This window comes from Gloeocapsopsis sp. IPPAS B-1203 (assembly GCF_002749975.1).
Lineage (GTDB): Bacteria > Cyanobacteriota > Cyanobacteriia > Cyanobacteriales > Chroococcidiopsidaceae > Gloeocapsopsis.
The window spans coordinates 230,152-246,687 of sequence record NZ_PEIG01000002.1 but is presented as its reverse complement, the minus strand read 5'-3'; the positions used below and the strand labels follow the sequence as shown (position 1 = coordinate 246,687).

Genomic DNA, 16,536 nt, shown 5'->3' with positions numbered 1-16,536 from the left:
GCTATGAAGTTACGTAGCTTTGGATTGTCCTCACTTCGGTCTTTTCTAGTGGGAATTCTGATAGCTTTATTAACCACTGCTTGCATCAGTCACACTGCTCATTCTCCCAATCCTCAGTCTGCCAAACCTCCAGCAGATGAATGCCGAATGATGCAACACGCAATGGGAGAAACTTGCATTCCTCTCAATCCACAACGACTTGTCATCATAGATAGTCAGGCTTTGTCTTATGCCCTGGCACTAAATGTTAAACCCATTGCAGTCTTCGCACGTAAAGATTCCTTTGATATTTCATACATCAAGAATAGGCTAAAGGGAGTTGAAGCGATTCCAACCATTAACCGCGAGCCAAATTTAGAAAAAATATTGTTGTTAAACCCTGACTTGATTATTGGTTGGTCTAGAGACATAAGTCAAAAAAATTATAAGCTACTATCACAAATCTCTTCCACAATATTAATACCTACGATAAAAACTTCATCTGGTTCATATGATTGGAAACAAGAATTTATTCAGGCGGCAACAATGCTTAACAAAGTAGAGATTGCCAATCAACTAATAGACGAGTACAGACATCGTGCTGAAGAACTGAAACAGAAAATGAATCATCAGCACGGTGAACTTAATGCTTCATATCTCCAAGTTTATGATGGTTATTTATTATTTCTTTCTAGCAAAGATTCTTTTTCTGGTGAAATATTGAGTGATGTTGGATTTCAGTTTCCTCCAGTTCCGCTATCTAATACATTATCTCAGAATTCTCTCCCAATTTCTGATGAACTCCCAATTTCCGAAGAAGCCCTACCGGAACTTGATAGTGATGTTTTATTTATTGGAACAGAAAGAGATAATGAATCAATCCTTAAGAAATTTCAGCAGAAACCTCTATGGTCTCAGATGAGAGCAGTTCAAAAAAATCAGGTATATATTGTTAGTGAAGGAGCTTGGCGAGGATACAATATACTTGCTGCTAATGTAGTACTAGATGACATTGAGAAATACTTAATCAATATGCCCTAAACCGACGTTCAAACTCACGTTATTCATCTGCAAATCCTACAATTTCAACAAAATCGTGTTTATCATGTAGACCCTGTAGTTTGGAGAGGACGATATCCATCTGCAGCTGATGCAGTGATTGATGACTTGTACAAATATTTAGTTAACGCACCATAAACCTATGCATAAACACATCTTGTTTGTTTGCAAAATCTGTCACCCTTCTTCCAAAGACTAATCTGTTGAGGAAATATGAAAAGAGGTAGACAAAAAGGCGATGCAACCTCATCATCAGTGCGATATTTCATCCAACCAAGCTTGTAAATCATCCACACTCGTAAAATCCAACAATGCCTCACTCAATTCCAATGCAGACAATAGCAAACCCGAAACCGACGCACGTATCTCCTAGGAGAATTCTCCCAACCGCTTCCGACAAAATCTCTATTCAGCGCCCAAACGAAGCATGAGCAAACTGTTAAAAGCTTTATCTAATTTTAGTAATAACAGCCTTTAGAGATTCACTCCTGTAGTTCTCCTGCCAACCGCAACGCTTAATTGACGATCGCCCAGAAACATCTACCATTCCGCCATAACTCATGCCCAAACACACCTGCTTTATCTGCAAATCTGCGTTCGCTCCCCCGAAGACCAATCTGCAAAGGCGATCGAGATCAACCTCTCCACCCTCACGCAATTACTCAGCAAGAGAATACAGCTATGTCCCCAAAACCTCAAAACCGATCGCCGTAAAATCTTTGTCCTCAGATTTCAATCAATCCCAAACTGATCTGCGTTGCCTGATTGACTAGCGCTACTGTTTCATCAGTTAGTTTGCCAAGGCGCTTGACCAATCGCTGTTTATCAATCGAGCGAATTTGGTTGAGCAGAACCACCGAATCTACAGTTAAGCCACCCTCTGGTGAGCGAACCAGTACTTCAGTTGGATACAGCGGATCACCAAATTGGGAAGTAATTGCAGCAACGATCGTAATGGGACTATATTCATTGGCAATATCGTTTTGCAGAACCAGGGCTGGTCGTGTTTTTTGAATTTCAGTCCCAACCGTTGGGTCGAAGCTAACCAGATAGATCTCTCCCCGCGTAGGATAGGTTAATTTGCGTTTTGCTGCCATGCCTCTTCCTCAAGGGAAAACCAATCCTCAGCAAGCTGGCAGTCGCGCTCAGCCCGACAAATCGCCCCTTCTTTTAACTGTTGCCGTAGTTTCTCTGTTTGAACCTGAGCGAGGTAAGCCTGGATTGCAGCATGGATAAATCGACTGCGATCGCCCTTGGGGGCAAAACTGTCAATCTTTTGCAGCGTTTCTGTAGGGAGTGTGATATTAATTCGGCGATAGACCATTGCGATTAAGAATACACATTGAGAGTAAGTATTCATAATGTATCATGCGACCTAAACTCATGCTTAAACACACCCTATTCATCTGCCAATCCGGCGTTGGCGAAGCCTCTGCGTTGCTTGCTGGCCATAGGCCATAGCAGAATTGCTCCATCAGAAAAACGACCAGAACATTAAGGCGATCGCCTCCTCACTACTCAGCGCGTTCTCTCACGACAAAATTTAAGGAGGTGACGCTCCCAGGCGACAGATTAAGTCAATTCCCTTGTAGTAAAATCCGCTTCAATGCCCCGTAATATTAGAATAAATTCAATGCTCACCAAGCCCTATTCCTATGCCAAAACGCCTCACGATCGCCCAAGCTCAGCAGCAACTCCCTACTTTAGCTGATGAACTGACCGAAGAACCCATCATCATTATTACCCAAGATGGTGTTCCTGCGATCGCTGCTCTTAGTTACAACCATCTCACAGCCCTGTTGGAAACACTGGACATCCTCAGCGATACTGAGTTTGTCACTCAACTGCGCCAAAGTATCTTGCAATTAGAACAAGGCAACAGGATTTCTTGGCAGAGTGCCAAAGCACAGCTAGGACTATGAGCGAATCGTCCAATCCGCTTGAATATGAGATTCAACTAACACCACTGGCACTAGAAATGTTGGCTGTGATTAAAGATCGGCGAGAACAAGCGAAGCTAGCAGAACGCATTGACCAGCTTAAGACTGAGCCAGAAAAGCAAGGTAAAGCCCTGGTAGACAATCTTGCAGGATTTCGGAGTGTGCGGGCTGTTGGGTAGCGCTATCGCATCATCTACAAAGTTGAGCAGGCACAAGTGCTTGTTTTAGTGGTTGGCATTGGTCGGCGCAAGGATAAAGATAAAAAGGACATCTACACGCTGCTCGAAAAGTTGCTAGGAGACTACTGAGGAAAGGTGAGGCGGTAAACGAGTAAACAAAGAGGCAATGCAATACCATCAGTGCGATCTTTTCTCCAACCAAGCTTGTAAATCATCCACACTCGTAAAATCCAACAATGCTTCACTCAACTGAGAAAGTGCTACAGCCTTAATAGATTTTATACAACTTTATATCAAAAGTAATAAAGGAAATGCAATTTGGAAACAGATTCCTGAAATATTATAGTCTGCTATTTTTGCCCAAATTCCCCTATCAAAAACTGAAGTTAGGTACGATGAATATATAATTTAACTTTGATTAACAGGTATAAGTGTGGAAATTCAAGAATTAAAAGCATTGATTAAAGAGACTATGCGCGAAGTTTTAAAAGAAGAAAGATTTCACCTGTGTCAAATTCTAATACCTTACGTAAGCGATGAAGAACAGTGCGAACTTGAAGCCGAATTCGGTGTACCTTCTTTATATGCGGATGATGAAGTAATTGATATGACTGATTGGCTAAAAAATGGCAATAAAGTTTCGTAAGCAAGGAATTAAGTTTTTACAAAAAGCAAATCCCGAAGATGTTGAAAATATTCGCGAACAACTCAAAAAAATTGTTATTGCTATCGAAGAACAAGGAATTATCCCCTTTACAGAACTAGATATCAAAAAAATGAAAGGTGATTGGGAGGGATTTTACAGATTACGTATAGGTAAAAATAGGATTATTTTTACAGTCGATATTGAATCCAAAGATATCGAAATTTATGCAATTGGTGCGAGAGGAGATATTTATAAAAAATAAATAGCTATGTATTACCCCAATTATGGGTAGTATTTTTATCTTTGCATATGAGTTTAATATCTTAGAAAAAAGCACTCCTCTATCAGTTATCAATTTTACTGTTCACTGATGTAATCGCAATTCACCAAATCGTTCGCGATAGCGGGCAAGCTGTTCTTCGGATGTCAAATATCGCCGTCAGGGAAGCTCATCGCTGCTCGGTAGGTGAAGCCATCGATTAGACTGTACCATCACCAACACCACTCTTAAGAAAATTCGTAATTTTATTGTAAAAGCACACCACTATGTCAAACAAAACCCTAGATCTCACCGACGCTGCTGGACAACTCCAACCTAATCTCTACGACTACTTGCTCTCTGTTTCCCTACGCGAAACCGAAATTTTGTCCCAACTACGGCAAGAAACCGCCCAACATCCTGAAGGCGATATGCAGATTTCTCCTGAGCAAGGACAGTTTATGGCATTGCTGGTGCAGCTTATTGGAGCCAAGAAAACGCTGGAGATCGGTACATTCACGGGATACAGCACGCTGTGGTTGGCACTGGCGTTACCCGAAGATGGCATCGTAGTTACCTGTGATATAAGTGAAGAGGATACCGCGATCGCGCGTCGCTACTGGCAAGCCGCAGGTGTCACGCATAAAATTGACTGGCACATTGCACCTGCGGTCGAAACTCTGAATCAACTGCTATTGGATGGACAGGCAGAAACCTTTGATTTTGTCTTTATTGATGCTGATAAAGTCGAGTACAAAGATTATTATGAGAAATCTCTGCAACTCATCCGTCCAGGTGGATTGATCGCGATTGATAATGTGCTTTGGTGTGGCAGAGTCATCGATCCTGATTTTGATGATGATGCATGTACGATCGCAATTCGAGAGTTGAATCAATTTCTGCATCGCGATCAGCGAGTCGCACTGAGTTTAGTAGCGATCGCTGATGGATTGACACTCGCGCTCAAACGTCCTCTAAACCAAGCGTGACTTAATCTTCATGATCTTCAAAAGGATCGCTCAACTCCTTAGAAGGAGGACCAAATGAGGTATAGATAGACAATGCTGTAATCGCGATCACAATGGCGGCGAGAGAAATGCTAAGAACTGTTGCGGGTTCCATGGGCTAGATTAAAATTATGAGTGCTATTCCTATAGAATATTACAGAAGATTAAAAAATGCTGTTGCAACGAATCTTAAGGTGACTCATGGCACAACGGACTTGGTTGGGAGATATTCTCAAACCCTTGAATTCTGAGTATGGTAAAGTGACCCGTGGCTGGGGAACAACGCCATTGATGGCAGTATTTATGGTGTTATTTTTCGTATTCCTGCTGATTATTCTACAAATCTACAACTCCTCGCTGCTCTTTGAAAGACCAGATATTTCTCCAGATTGGACAAACATGGGTGGTTAATTTCTTTTGGTAACAAAGCTGGAATAACCCTTTTTATTTCCCCGACTTGACGGGGTTTTTTTATGAGGTTTTATACTGGAGACTGGGTAGTGAGTGGCTAGTGACTAGTGATTAGTAAATACAGATTAAATAAAGGAGAACTGAAGCATGAATATTTTTGGAATAGGTTTACCAGAAATGGCTTTGATTATGATTGTGGCACTGTTAATCTTTGGACCTAAAAAGCTACCAGAGATTGGTCGTAGCATGGGTAAAGCAGTGCGTGGATTTCAAGAAGCTTCTAAAGAGTTTGAAAATGAGTTTAAACGCGAAGCCGAACAAATTGAGCAAGCTGTACAAACAACAGCACAATTAGAACCAAAGCAAATTGCAGCGGCTGAAGCTTCAGAAAATAATACAACTTCGTCCTCACAAAGCTAAGCTTGGGAGTTGAGAAGGAATTAGATAACCTAGTCATGACAAAGGCTGCTGCACAATCAGTGGTTGTTCCTCAACTAATTGTCGGATTGGGGAATCCAGAACCTAAATACGAACAAACTCGACACAACATCGGCTTTGCGGCGGTGGATGCTTTGGCACGTTCCTGGAATATCCCCTTATCAGAAAATCGCAAGTTTCAGGGAGAATTCGGCGAAGGTATCAGCCCAAACCGTGAAAAAATTCGCTTACTGAAACCACTGACTTACATGAATCTTTCAGGACAGGCAATCCGTGCAGTTACTGATTGGTATAAACTGCCTCCAGAGTCGATTTTAGTCATTTATGACGATATGGATTTACCTGTAGGAAAAATGCGGTTGCGCCTATCAGGTTCGGCGGGGGGACATAATGGCATGAAAAGTGCGATCGCCCACCTCGGTACGCAAAACTTTTCCCGATTACGGATTGGCATTGGTAAGCCAGAACAAGCTGCTAACAATGGTAAAACAATTTCTCATGTTTTAGGACGATTCTCTCCAACAGAAAATCAAGTTGTCACTAAGCTTTTACCGTTAGTAGTTGAGTGTGTTGAACTGTGTTTGAAGCAGGGAGTAGAAAAAGCCATGAATCGCTATAACACTGTCGTTGCTACTAAAGATTCTTAGACTGACTCGCTATATATCAGTACACTGACATTAAGTTTTTAGTAACAATCTTTGAGGGTTGCAGAAAAATAAGATTAGTGTTAGTATTTGGTTGTCCAACCAACCAATAACTGTATCTGAATAAGAAGTCTACTCTCAAGAATCAAGATAATCGTGCTCAAATTGTCTTAGCGGCATATCAACTTTTGGCTGAAAAGGGCTACGATTCAGCCACGATGAAAGAAATTGCGGGTGTAGCTGGTGTTGCTCCAGGTTTAATTCACTACTACTTCGAGAGTAAGGATCATCTGCTTCAGGAAGTCTTAATTGAGGCTGGAGAACGATATGTCAAGGAAGTTGAGCGATGGTGCAATGAATTAACTAAAGAGCAGTTGCAAGAAGTCACGTTTATAGAGCCTAAACAGCGCGTTACTAGTGAACCAGAGTGGTTTCGTTTGCGATGTGAGTTGTTTGCCCTTGGCTTACGCAATTCTAACTTCCATGATGCGACTAGCCTGATGCTTTCCACAGGGCGGCAATGTATTGCTCGCTTAGTGCGGCAAATTGCTGGAGACGCGATCGCCAATCCTGAAGCTGTCGCCGCTGTGTTACTTGCATCTTTTGATGGTTTGGCACTTCAAAAACTGGTAGATCCACAATTCGATCTCGACAGTGCCTATCAGGTTCTCACGCAGATGTTTGTGGCTCAACTGAAGAATCAATAAGAATGTGCTTGCGAACGAATTCACAGCTAAACAAACAAAGTCCACGGAGGTGGACTTACTAATAGACATCTTGTTTTAGTGTACGAAGGTACACTTTGCTTGGATAGCTCCGACTTTAGTCAGAGGGCGTCTTAATTTTCAAGTTATTGGTTGGTCAACCAACTAAGTTTTAGTATTGGAGAATGACAATGAAAGTTCTCGTAACAGGCGCAACTGGATACATTGGCAGTGCTGTAGCAGAAGCTTTACAAGCCTCTGGACATCAAGTGATAGGATTAGCGCGTTCAGATGATGCAGTTCACAAACTAGATCGCAATATTCAAGCATTGCGCGGAGACTTACGCAACCCTACAAGCATGGCTGAAGCACTTCAACAAGTTGATGCTGTGATTCATGCTGCATCTACTAATGATGCAGAAATGCCACAGATTGAACAGTTGGCAGTAGAAACGATTTTAGATGCTTTGAGCGGTACAGGGAAAACTTTTATCTACACAACTGGGATTTGGCTGTTGGGCAATACAGGTAATCAAGTGGCAACTGAAGATAGCCCCCTCGATCCAACTCCATTGATTGCTTGGCGATCGCATCTGGAGTCGCTGGTGTTGAATGCTCGCGATCGCAACATTCGGGCGATCGTTATCCGACCCGCATTAGTTTATGGTCGAGGTGGCGGAATTATCGGCATGATGGTAGAAGCAGCGCGTCAGTATGGTGTTGTGCAGTACGTTGGCACAGGCGAGAATCGCTGGACGTTAATTCATGTCGATGATTTAGCCCATTACTATGTAGCTGCGTTAGAAGCTGAATCAGGCTCAATATTTATTGCTGCGGACGATCAAGTGATGCAATTAGGTGAAATCGCACAACTCGTCAGCTATGCAGCAGGAATTCCAGGTCAGGTAAAGTCTTGGCAGCTAGATGAGGCAAGGACTGTAATGGGAGCTTTCGCCGATGCACTTGTGTTAGATCAACATGTAAGCGGAGCGAAAGCCCAACAAATATTAAATTGGCAGCCTCAAGCCCCTTCTCTAGTCGATGAATTAACAAGAGGTTCCTATGTTGTCACTAACTAACTTCTGACTTGTTGTAGCAATTTTGAGCGTTGGAAAGGAAACTTAGAAGCATAACAAGAACTAAAGCGGACTTGTGTACAATGACAAAGTCCGCTTGCTCACATCAATAAATACTTTTGATGTTATTCCAGTGACTTGCCGAACTGAACGATGTCAAGCACAACTGGTAATAATCTTATCTAAAACGTCTTTTACGTCGAGCTGCAACTGCCTTACGCTTGCGCTTTTCTTGGGGTGTTTCAAAATGCCGATGATATTTCACATCTGCGAGAATGCCAGCTTTTGAAACTTGGCGTTTAAATCGCCGCAAAGCTGAGTCAATACCCTCATTTTCTCCTAAAACCACTTGGGTCATTATTGCTCCTTTTTGAATACAACTAATCTAAATTGTAGTGCTGCTTTAGGTCGATCTAAAAGTTCAGCTTAAAGATGGATCAGAGGTCAATTGTAGAGCAGAGAAAGCAAAGGAAGCTGGGGAGTTATGAGTTAAGAGAGTTACTCGTTATGAGTTAAGACACTTCTTTTAATTCAAAATTCAAAATCTAACACTCTTGAGAACTCAAAATTCAAAACGTGCTAAGGCACCGCTACGCTAACAAAACTCAAAACTAATTACTAACCACTTGCCCCTCACCTCTCACGTCCTAATAGCGTCCCCGCGGCGAAAATTTGCCATTACCACCGCCACTACGATTGTCTCTGAAACGATTACCTCTGTCTTCACGGGGTTTGGCTTTGTTTACCTTTAAGCTACGTCCCATCCACTCAGCGCCATCTAAAGCATCAATCGCTGCGGTTTCTTCTGCTTCAGAAGACATTTCTACAAAACAAAAACCACGGGGACGACCTGTTTCACGGTCAGTAGGAACTTGAACTTGTTTAACGTTACCGTACTCTCCAAAAACTGCAAGGATATCTTCTTGAGTAACTTGGTAGGATAAATTACCTACGTAGATCGACATTCAATATCTCCAAAAAATCAATTTCGTTGTAAAGCTCCAGTTCCGGAGATATGCCTGTCAACCCAGAAAAAACGTTCTGTAGTCAAAAACAAAGCTTTCAACCGAATCTGACTCACGGCTGCTAATTTAACACAAAATCTAGCGTGAAGGGTATGGAGTAAGGGGTAAGAGCAATTCAAATTTACAATTGAGTGCCACTGTACTCTACCGAAGAAGGGGCGAGGAGCGAGGGAGTAGGAGCGCGAGGGGAAGATACAACAAAACTAGCCCCGTTAATCAGTATAAAGCCCCCGATGGCAAAAGGGTGCGAGGAGTCAGGGACTTCTTGAACGAGGGGAAAAACATCAACTGGGAAATCTTGTGGTTCAATCTTTGACTCGCTCCTCGCCCCTACTCCCTCGCTCCTCTTGAATCAGGTAGCAACTCTTTAACAATGGTGAAACGGATATGGTTGATTGCAATATCACCAAGCGAAATGTCCTCTAGCGGTAAACCTTTGCTAGTGACTGTTTCAAATGGTATTCCTTTACCAATTTCTATGTGATACCAAGCTAATCCCATAAAAAAGCGTGAAGGATAAGGACCATTTTCTCCCACATCATCAGGATTAGACTCCATAGGTAGCCACTTATCTAGTCCTGGTACATAAAACTCTAGCCAAACATGGTTAAAATCTGGTTGCAGCGGAATCCCTTGCTGTTCGGCATACGGCGGACACTTGTATCGACCAATTGTCCGGCAAGCGATACCATTAAGACGCAATAATGCAAGTAAGACACCAACATATTCGCCACACGAGCCAATACCGCGATCTAAAACGACATCAGGTGTATCAATATGTGGTTTAATTCCGTAGGATAGTTCGTCATAAACATAGTTACGAATTTTATAAACTTTACGAAGAAGATTTGTTTCTGTTCCTACAGCTTCTTTCGCTGCACGACGGACAACGAGTTGATCCATCGCTAATTCATCATCATCTACTAAATAGCGGGATTGAAACTCTAGTGATAAGTTGGGAAGATCTTCAACATCTCTGGGAGTTAAACGATACTTAATTCCGCGTACCTCGACTAATGCTTTCCAGCCAAAGATATGTCTTTCGCTGGGTTGAAGACTATCAAATTTAAAGACTGCTACTCGCTGTCCTTCTACAACTTCTTCTGTGAAGGGTAAACCGACAGGTTCAATGTGTTTGACTTTTTGACGATCAGTTTCTGCTGGTAAAGCAATGCGCCATTCTACTTGCTGCAAAGCAGAAACATCTTCTAGCGGGGCAATTTCCTCAGTATAAATCATCTCCAGTAAGTAGCCGTTGGAGACAGCAAAATGCTCAGTAGGATTGTAGTGATAGTCTAAAGGATGAATAAATGTGCGATCGCGATAAGTTAATTCGTGAGATGGTTCGGCATTCGGATTATCGCGAATATAAGCTTCTTCATCAGCATAGGCGACATAAAGAGTTTCACTACCCTGATCGCGATAAAATGCTAAACCTGTAGGAGAAGCAAACGGAGTTAATACACTAAATTTAATGTCTCCGGTAGCGCGGTCAAGACAATAAACACTTTGTTCAGTTGTATCGCAAACCCATAACTCTTCATCACGAACTGTAATATTTTCTACACCAACCCCTGGGGCGAAAAATTGGGTAATTTGGCTTTTTGTTTGCCGATCAAAAATCAGAATGTCACCCATCTTTTGACAAGTCACATAAACTGTGTCTTGCCACACAGCAACACCGTTTGCAGGATATGGTAAAGTCACGAATTCTTGCAACTTAAACTCACCAAATTGACAGCAGTAAACTGTGTTCTCCCGCGTTAACCAGAGTGTATTTTCCCACAGTGCTATTCCAGTCGCATCTAAAAATTCAGCAGTAGCATGAGGATTAATAATTGTTGTATTGTCATTAGCAGGATCAATTTCTAGTAAATGACCTTTGATCGTATCGATAGCAATAACTTTGCCATCTACAAACGCTATGCCATGCAGTGTCGCAGCACCGATTGGTCGGATTGTGCGCCATAAAGAGTTGGTAGAAGAAGTGGGTGTTGCAATCATAGACACAATGAGTACGCCTTTGCTGAATGCCTGGATATTTTGATTGACAAGGATTTGAGTAGAACAATACACCCCTACTGAGTCTAATCCTAAATCTGTAGCAGAAATTTTGACTGTTTAGCAGGAACACTACAGATATTAGGTAATGGGTAATTGGTGATAGGTAATGGGAAAGCTTTTAGCACTTGGCAATTTAGCTAAACAGGTGCTAACCGCTAACTACTACTAACAGCTAATTGCTACCAATTACCAGCATTCACGTTACATTTATTTTTACCTTACCTAAAGTATTAATTTTTATTAGCTTACCTAAACTAGATCGCGATCGCAGCCCTTGGCTTCTTGCCACAGAACGAATTCAGATGAGATAGGAGGATGAGTTTAGATACACATAGCTCAAAGGTAGTAGCTAATCTATGATTAATGTCTATACTCCTTTGCCGAGAGCTGTTTCATGTCTGCACATTCTTTGCCTGATTCAACACCTGTATGGCACACCTTGGATGTTGATAAGACTTTACAACTATTAGCTAGCGATCGTACTGGTTTAACCTCAGAAGAGGTTCAACAGAGATTACGCAAATACGGACTTAATGAACTTACAGAAACGGGTGGTCGTAGTTCTTGGGTCATTTTTCTGGATCAGTTCAAAAACATTATGTTGGTGATGCTGATTGCTGTCGCAGTCATCTCAGCATTTTTAGACTTACAGGATAATGAGTTCCCCAAAGATGCGATCGCGATTGGTTTAATTGTCGTTCTCAATGGTATTCTCGGCTATTTACAAGAAAGTCGCGCTGAAAAAGCCTTAGCTGCACTCAAACGTCTTTCTGCACCATTAGTCCGCACAATCCGCGACGGCAAAATTGTGGAAGTCGAGGCGAAAGAACTTGTGCCAGGAGATGTTGTGCTTTTGGAAGCAGGAGTACAGCTAGCCGCAGATGGGCGCTTGATTGAAGAACAGAATTTACAAGTTCGCGAAGCAGCACTTACCGGAGAAGCTCAAGCGGCTGAAAAACAAGCAGATATTCAACTAGAAGAAGATACTGGAATTGGCGATCGCGTCAACATGGTGTTTCAAGGCACTGAAGTTGTGCAAGGACGTGCCAAAGTGGTTGTTACTGGCACTGGGATGCAGACTGAACTAGGGCGGATCGCAACAATGATTCAGTCGGTAGAAAGTGAACCGACACCTCTACAGCAGCGGATGTCTCAACTAGGAAACGTACTCGTCGGGGGTTCGCTGATTTTAGTTGCTTTAGTAGTTGTTGGCGGAATACTGCAAAACAGTAACTTTGATTTAACAAACCTTAATTTTGGGAACTTTGATGAATTGCTTGAAGTTTCTTTGAGTATGGCAGTCGCTGTTGTACCAGAGGGTTTACCTGCTGTGATCACTGTTACCTTAGCACTTGGAACACAAAGGATGGTACGCCGTCGTGCATTGATTCGTAAACTACCAGCCGTTGAAACTCTCGGTAGTGTCACAACGATTTGCTCGGATAAAACGGGAACTTTGACACAAAACAAGATGGTGGTGCAAGCAGTTGCTGTTCACAATAAAAATTTTCAAGTCACTGGCGAAGGATATACCCCCCACGGACAGTTTCTATTACACAGTCAAAACATCGAAGTTGACGAACATCCTGAACTTCAAGCATTACTCATCGCTTGTGCTTTATGTAATGATGCGATTTTGCAGCCAGAACAAGAACAGTGGACGATTCTAGGAGATCCCACAGAAGGCGCACTCCTATCGCTTGCAGGTAAAGCAGGTATCGAAAAAGATCAGTGGGATGCACGATTACCCCGCGTGGCAGAGTTTCCCTTTTCTTCGGAACGCAAACGAATGAGCGTGATCTGTAGTGCCGAGTATCAAGCACAGAACGATTCTCTGGCTTTGGGCAATGCAACGCCTTATTTGATGTTTACTAAAGGTTCTCCTGAATTAACGCTAGCACGTTGTCAGCGCATTCATTGTGGCGATCGCTCCACACCACTTTCTGAAGCCCAACGACAAGAGATTTTGGCACAAAACAACGCAATGGCAGGTAAAGGTTTAAGAGTACTAGGTTTTGCCTATAAACCACTTGCCGCATTACCCGAAGAAGGTTCCGAAGACACATCCGAGCGAGAATTAATTTGGCTAGGATTAGTCGGAATGCTCGACGCACCACGCCCCGAAGTCCGCGAAGCTGTTGCCCGTTGTCGAGAAGCTGGAATTCGCCCAATGATGATTACTGGAGATCATCAATTAACCGCACAAGCGATCGCCGCCGATTTAGGCATTGCTCAGTTAAGCGATCGCGTTCTGACTGGTCAACAATTAGAACACATTAGCCAACCGGAACTTGAAAAACAAGTTGATCTTGTCAGTATTTACGCACGAGTTTCTCCAGAACACAAATTACGCATTGTACAGGCGTTACAACAACGTGGCAGATTTGTAGCAATGACAGGTGATGGTGTCAATGATGCACCTGCACTGAAACAAGCCGATATCGGCATTGCGATGGGAATTACCGGAACTGATGTCAGTAAAGAAGCAAGCGACATGGTACTGCTTGATGACAACTTTGCGACAATTGTCGCCGCTACCGAAGAAGGTCGAGTTGTCTATACAAATATTCGCCGATTTATTAAATACATTCTTGGCAGTAATATTGGTGAAGTTTTGACTGTTGCTGCTGCACCCTTAATTGGGTTGGGTGGTGTACCCTTAAGTCCACTACAAATTTTGTGGATGAATTTAGTCACTGACGGTTTACCTGCACTTGCTTTAGCAGTAGAACCCGCTGAGCCAGACGTGATGAAACGTCCTCCTTTTAGTCCGCGTGAAAGTATCTTTGCAAGAGGATTGGGTTTTTACATGATTCGCATTGGCATTGTTTTTGCGATCATCTCAATCTCCTTGATGGTATGGGCTTATTACCATACCAATGCACCAGAGTACCCGCGCGATCCTAGAACATGGAGAACTATGGTGTTTACTACCTTGTGTTTAGCACAGATGGGTCATGCAATAGCCGTTCGTTCTAATACAAGATTGACAATCGAACAAAATCCTTTCTCAAACCATTATCTCCTAGCCGCTGTTGTTGTAACAGCAATCTTGCAACTTATGCTTGTTTACGTTCCACCACTACGAGCATTTTTTGATACATACTGGCTCAGTCCACTAGAACTCGCAATTTGCTTTGGTTTTAGTACTTTACTCTTTGTCTGGGTTGAATTAGAAAAGTTATTCTTCCGTGTAGTAAAAAGACGCTAGTTGCGAGTTTTGAATTTTGAGTTTTGAATTTTGAATTACAAGAATTTTTTTAACTCAAAACTCAACACTCATAACTCCCCTGCTTCCCTGCTTCTTTTATAACTATGTACCTAAAAACCTTACATCTACAGCAATTTCGTAACTATCAAGAGCAGTGGGTTAATTTTTTGGCTCCAAAAACAATTTTGGTAGGGAATAACGCGCAAGGTAAGTCAAATTTATTAGAGGCGGTAGAATTACTGGCAACATTGCGATCGCATCGCAGCACACGCGATCGCGATTTGGTTCGTGAAGGAGAATTGATGAGTAAAGTTAGTGCCACATTAGAGCGTCAAACTGGTATCACTGACTTATCGCTCACTCTCCGCCGTAATGGTAGACGAACTGTTGCGCTCAACAGCGAAAATATTAGGCGACAGATGGACTTTTTGGGTATTCTCAATGCAGTACAGTTTTCTAGTCTTGATTTAGATTTAGTTCGTGGTGGCCCCGATCAGCGTCGCACTTGGCTGGATACATTGTTGATTCAGTTAGAGCCTGTGTATGCGCATATCTTGCAACAGTATAATCAAGTGTTGCGACAGCGCAATGCTTTATTAAAAAAAATTCAGAGTTCAGATGGACAGAGTTTAGAAGAACTAACAGTCTGGAATGAGCAATTAGTTAGTGCAGGTATTAGAGTGATTAGAAGGCGATCGCGGGCGATCGCACTTTTGGCTCCGGTTGCGGCTAATTGGCACGAAAGTATTAGTGGTAGCACTGAAGTTTTGCAGGTTAAATACGCACCCAATGTAGTCACAGACGATCATTTCGATGAGTTACAGCAAGCATTTATCGAAAAGATTTCCAGTAGAGCGATCGCCGAACAACACCAAGGAACAACATTAGTTGGTCCTCATCGCGATGAAGTAGAATTGACAATTAATCAAACACCAGCACGCGCCTACGGTTCTCAAGGACAGCAACGAACTTTAGTTCTCGCACTTAAACTCGCAGAACTGAAATTAATTGAAGAAGTGGTTGGGGAATCACCTCTACTCCTACTCGATGACGTTTTAGCTGAACTCGATCTTCATCGTCAAAATCAGTTACTTGATGCCATTCAAGATCGATTTCAAACTTTGATTACGACTACTCACTTAGGCTCATTTGATGCTCAGTGGCTCAAAGCATCTCAAATTCTGCACGTTCAAGCAGGAGGAATAACGAGTGGCTAGACAAAATAAGCAAAAGTTTTGCTTTTTTAAAGTCTTCGTTCAATTTGCTTAAAAACCCTCAGCACGAGTAAACCGAGAATCGCACTAATTAAACTCAATTGCCACAATCCACATCCAGACACAACTCCTAAAGCCGCAGAAACCCAAATCGCAGCAGCAGAAGTTAACCCGCGAATATTAGCAAGTTCGCCATCTTGATCGCGCGTCGCACGTAGAATCTCTCCAGCACCAAGAAAACCAATACCAGCCGCAACACCTTGAATAACACGGCTAACTGCATCAGGGCTATCTGAATGTACCCCCATTTGTAGGGGAATTAGGACAAATAAAGCAGAACCAAAACTCACAAGCATATGAGTTCTTAAACCTGCTGGTTTATTACGTAGTTGACGCTCTAAGCCAATGATTGCTCCTACAATTAGCGCAACACATACTCTAAAAACAACACTCGGTATGTCATTAGGAGAAACAAAGTAAGTACTTGTCAATATCTTGTTAATTTCAACTAAAGTTACAAATTTAATTTATACATAAGAGTGAATCACTTTTTTACGACTAAAGAACTATGTCGATAGGAGAAGTTTGAGTGTTAGGGGTACGCGATCGCAAATTCTGTATGCTAGCTTGTAAATCCTGTCTTGAGTGTTTTTGTTTTTAGCAATGTATTTTTACTGGTT

The 16,536-nt window shown here is 42.3% G+C and carries 22 protein-coding genes; 13 read left to right on the top strand and 9 right to left on the bottom strand.

What is annotated here, in order from left to right; all coding sequences use genetic code 11:
* Positions 1–3: 3 nt before the first annotated feature.
* On the top strand, positions 4–1,020 hold the full coding sequence (locus tag CSQ79_RS04520; protein ID WP_099699997.1) for an ABC transporter substrate-binding protein: 1,017 nt from the start codon (positions 4–6) through the stop codon (positions 1,018–1,020).
* A 270-nt stretch (positions 1,021–1,290) separates the two neighbouring features.
* On the opposite strand, the gene CSQ79_RS28580 is transcribed toward CSQ79_RS04520, so the two are convergent.
* The 3 genes from CSQ79_RS28580 to CSQ79_RS04500 form a co-directional block, all read right to left on the bottom strand.
* Entirely contained in the window at positions 1,291–1,404 is a 114-nt protein-coding gene (locus CSQ79_RS28580; RefSeq protein ID WP_354000897.1) for a DUF4351 domain-containing protein, read from the bottom strand.
* A gap of 359 nt (positions 1,405–1,763) precedes the next feature.
* On the bottom strand, positions 1,764–2,135 hold the full coding sequence (locus CSQ79_RS04505) for a type II toxin-antitoxin system PemK/MazF family toxin (protein WP_099699996.1): 372 nt from the start codon (positions 2,133–2,135) through the stop codon (positions 1,764–1,766).
* Positions 2,114–2,398: a ribbon-helix-helix domain-containing protein gene (locus tag CSQ79_RS04500; protein ID WP_289500537.1), complete on the bottom strand. Its 285-nt coding sequence runs from the start codon at positions 2,396–2,398 to the stop codon at positions 2,114–2,116. Before CSQ79_RS04500 ends, CSQ79_RS04505 begins: the two co-directional genes overlap by 22 nt.
* A gap of 295 nt (positions 2,399–2,693) precedes the next feature.
* Between CSQ79_RS04500 and CSQ79_RS04495 the strand changes: the two genes are divergently transcribed.
* Entirely contained in the window at positions 2,694–2,960 is a 267-nt protein-coding gene (locus CSQ79_RS04495) for a type II toxin-antitoxin system Phd/YefM family antitoxin (protein WP_099699995.1), read from the top strand.
* Complete coding sequence (locus CSQ79_RS27405) at positions 2,957–3,157, top strand: hypothetical protein (protein WP_289500534.1); 201 nt, start codon at positions 2,957–2,959, stop codon at positions 3,155–3,157. The genes CSQ79_RS04495 and CSQ79_RS27405 overlap by 4 nt, the downstream gene beginning before the upstream one ends.
* Before the next feature lie 177 nt (positions 3,158–3,334).
* On the opposite strand, the gene CSQ79_RS28575 is transcribed toward CSQ79_RS27405, so the two are convergent.
* Positions 3,335–3,406, bottom strand: a complete 72-nt coding sequence (locus tag CSQ79_RS28575) for a DUF4351 domain-containing protein (protein ID WP_502693910.1) — start codon at positions 3,404–3,406, stop codon at positions 3,335–3,337.
* 184 nt (positions 3,407–3,590) lie between these two features.
* On the opposite strand from CSQ79_RS28575, the gene CSQ79_RS04480 reads away from it, so the two are divergent.
* The 3 genes from CSQ79_RS04480 (at position 3,591) to CSQ79_RS04470 (ending at position 5,051) form a co-directional block, all read left to right on the top strand.
* Entirely contained in the window at positions 3,591–3,803 is a 213-nt protein-coding gene (locus CSQ79_RS04480) for a hypothetical protein (RefSeq protein WP_015188787.1), read from the top strand.
* Complete coding sequence (locus CSQ79_RS04475) at positions 3,784–4,065, top strand: type II toxin-antitoxin system RelE family toxin (RefSeq protein ID WP_099699994.1); 282 nt, start codon at positions 3,784–3,786, stop codon at positions 4,063–4,065. The genes CSQ79_RS04480 and CSQ79_RS04475 overlap by 20 nt, the downstream gene beginning before the upstream one ends.
* A gap of 284 nt (positions 4,066–4,349) precedes the next feature.
* Complete coding sequence (locus tag CSQ79_RS04470) at positions 4,350–5,051, top strand: class I SAM-dependent methyltransferase (RefSeq protein WP_099699993.1); 702 nt, start codon at positions 4,350–4,352, stop codon at positions 5,049–5,051.
* Between the two features lies 1 nt (position 5,052).
* On the opposite strand, the gene psbN is transcribed toward CSQ79_RS04470, so the two are convergent.
* Positions 5,053–5,184: a photosystem II reaction center protein PsbN gene (gene psbN / locus CSQ79_RS04465; RefSeq protein ID WP_015188789.1), complete on the bottom strand. Its 132-nt coding sequence runs from the start codon at positions 5,182–5,184 to the stop codon at positions 5,053–5,055.
* 86 nt (positions 5,185–5,270) lie between these two features.
* On the opposite strand from psbN, the gene psbH reads away from it, so the two are divergent.
* The 5 genes from psbH to CSQ79_RS04440 all read left to right on the top strand — a co-directional run bounded on the left by psbH (position 5,271) and on the right by CSQ79_RS04440 (position 8,345).
* Positions 5,271–5,480, top strand: coding sequence for a photosystem II reaction center phosphoprotein PsbH (gene psbH / locus CSQ79_RS04460; RefSeq protein ID WP_099699992.1), 210 nt, complete (start codon positions 5,271–5,273; stop codon positions 5,478–5,480).
* A 147-nt stretch (positions 5,481–5,627) separates the two neighbouring features.
* Positions 5,628–5,900, top strand: coding sequence for a TatA/E family twin arginine-targeting protein translocase (locus CSQ79_RS04455; RefSeq protein WP_099699991.1), 273 nt, complete (start codon positions 5,628–5,630; stop codon positions 5,898–5,900).
* A gap of 35 nt (positions 5,901–5,935) precedes the next feature.
* Positions 5,936–6,565, top strand: a complete 630-nt coding sequence (gene pth, locus CSQ79_RS04450) for an aminoacyl-tRNA hydrolase (RefSeq protein WP_099699990.1) — start codon at positions 5,936–5,938, stop codon at positions 6,563–6,565.
* A gap of 110 nt (positions 6,566–6,675) precedes the next feature.
* Positions 6,676–7,269 carry a TetR/AcrR family transcriptional regulator gene (locus CSQ79_RS04445; protein ID WP_354000895.1) on the top strand — a complete coding sequence of 198 codons (594 nt, stop codon included), beginning with the start codon at positions 6,676–6,678 and terminating at the stop codon, positions 7,267–7,269.
* A gap of 188 nt (positions 7,270–7,457) precedes the next feature.
* Positions 7,458–8,345, top strand: coding sequence for an SDR family oxidoreductase (locus CSQ79_RS04440; RefSeq protein WP_099699988.1), 888 nt, complete (start codon positions 7,458–7,460; stop codon positions 8,343–8,345).
* Between the two features lie 175 nt (positions 8,346–8,520).
* Here the strand turns inward: CSQ79_RS04440 and rpsU are convergent, their stop codons facing one another.
* From rpsU to CSQ79_RS04425, 3 genes are all read right to left on the bottom strand, one after another.
* Positions 8,521–8,700 (bottom strand): 30S ribosomal protein S21, encoded by a 180-nt coding sequence (rpsU, locus tag CSQ79_RS04435; RefSeq protein WP_015188793.1) that lies wholly within the window; start codon positions 8,698–8,700, stop codon positions 8,521–8,523.
* Between the two features lie 289 nt (positions 8,701–8,989).
* The gene (rbp, locus tag CSQ79_RS04430) at positions 8,990–9,307 is read right to left on the bottom strand and encodes an RNA-binding regulator (protein WP_099699987.1); all 318 of its coding nucleotides are present in this window, start codon (positions 9,305–9,307) and stop codon (positions 8,990–8,992) included.
* Between the two features lie 390 nt (positions 9,308–9,697).
* Positions 9,698–11,371 (bottom strand): transglutaminase domain-containing protein, encoded by a 1,674-nt coding sequence (locus tag CSQ79_RS04425; RefSeq protein ID WP_099699986.1) that lies wholly within the window; start codon positions 11,369–11,371, stop codon positions 9,698–9,700.
* 454 nt (positions 11,372–11,825) lie between these two features.
* Here CSQ79_RS04425 and CSQ79_RS04420 point away from each other — a divergent pair, with 454 nt between their 5' ends.
* Both CSQ79_RS04420 and recF read left to right on the top strand, forming a co-directional pair.
* On the top strand, positions 11,826–14,642 hold the full coding sequence (locus tag CSQ79_RS04420; protein ID WP_099699985.1) for a cation-translocating P-type ATPase: 2,817 nt from the start codon (positions 11,826–11,828) through the stop codon (positions 14,640–14,642).
* Between the two features lie 104 nt (positions 14,643–14,746).
* A complete protein-coding gene (gene recF / locus CSQ79_RS04415) occupies positions 14,747–15,859 on the top strand; it encodes a DNA replication/repair protein RecF (RefSeq protein WP_099699984.1) in 1,113 nt (370 codons plus the stop codon).
* A gap of 26 nt (positions 15,860–15,885) precedes the next feature.
* On the opposite strand, the gene CSQ79_RS04410 is transcribed toward recF, so the two are convergent.
* Entirely contained in the window at positions 15,886–16,347 is a 462-nt protein-coding gene (locus CSQ79_RS04410; RefSeq protein WP_099699983.1) for an MgtC/SapB family protein, read from the bottom strand.
* Positions 16,348–16,536 lie beyond the last annotated feature (189 nt).

What these genes read in the sequence shown, in the direction of transcription:
- CSQ79_RS04520 (WP_099699997.1), top strand. Translation starts at nt 4, where the DNA reads ATGAAGTTACGTAGCTTTGGATTGTCCTCACTTCGGTCTTTTCTAGTG.
- CSQ79_RS04505 (WP_099699996.1), bottom strand. Translation starts at nt 2,135, where the DNA reads ATGGCAGCAAAACGCAAATTAACCTATCCTACGCGGGGAGAGATCTAT.
- CSQ79_RS04500 (WP_289500537.1), bottom strand. Translation starts at nt 2,398, where the DNA reads ATGAATACTTACTCTCAATGTGTATTCTTAATCGCAATGGTCTATCGC.
- CSQ79_RS04495 (WP_099699995.1), top strand. Translation starts at nt 2,694, where the DNA reads ATGCCAAAACGCCTCACGATCGCCCAAGCTCAGCAGCAACTCCCTACT.
- CSQ79_RS27405 (WP_289500534.1), top strand. Translation starts at nt 2,957, where the DNA reads ATGAGCGAATCGTCCAATCCGCTTGAATATGAGATTCAACTAACACCA.
- CSQ79_RS04475 (WP_099699994.1), top strand. Translation starts at nt 3,784, where the DNA reads ATGGCAATAAAGTTTCGTAAGCAAGGAATTAAGTTTTTACAAAAAGCA.
- CSQ79_RS04470 (WP_099699993.1), top strand. Translation starts at nt 4,350, where the DNA reads ATGTCAAACAAAACCCTAGATCTCACCGACGCTGCTGGACAACTCCAA.
- psbN (WP_015188789.1), bottom strand. Translation starts at nt 5,184, where the DNA reads ATGGAACCCGCAACAGTTCTTAGCATTTCTCTCGCCGCCATTGTGATC.
- psbH (WP_099699992.1), top strand. Translation starts at nt 5,271, where the DNA reads ATGGCACAACGGACTTGGTTGGGAGATATTCTCAAACCCTTGAATTCT.
- CSQ79_RS04455 (WP_099699991.1), top strand. Translation starts at nt 5,628, where the DNA reads ATGAATATTTTTGGAATAGGTTTACCAGAAATGGCTTTGATTATGATT.
- pth (WP_099699990.1), top strand. Translation starts at nt 5,936, where the DNA reads ATGACAAAGGCTGCTGCACAATCAGTGGTTGTTCCTCAACTAATTGTC.
- CSQ79_RS04440 (WP_099699988.1), top strand. Translation starts at nt 7,458, where the DNA reads ATGAAAGTTCTCGTAACAGGCGCAACTGGATACATTGGCAGTGCTGTA.
- rpsU (WP_015188793.1), bottom strand. Translation starts at nt 8,700, where the DNA reads ATGACCCAAGTGGTTTTAGGAGAAAATGAGGGTATTGACTCAGCTTTG.
- rbp (WP_099699987.1), bottom strand. Translation starts at nt 9,307, where the DNA reads ATGTCGATCTACGTAGGTAATTTATCCTACCAAGTTACTCAAGAAGAT.
- CSQ79_RS04425 (WP_099699986.1), bottom strand. Translation starts at nt 11,371, where the DNA reads ATGATTGCAACACCCACTTCTTCTACCAACTCTTTATGGCGCACAATC.
- CSQ79_RS04420 (WP_099699985.1), top strand. Translation starts at nt 11,826, where the DNA reads ATGTCTGCACATTCTTTGCCTGATTCAACACCTGTATGGCACACCTTG.
- recF (WP_099699984.1), top strand. Translation starts at nt 14,747, where the DNA reads ATGTACCTAAAAACCTTACATCTACAGCAATTTCGTAACTATCAAGAG.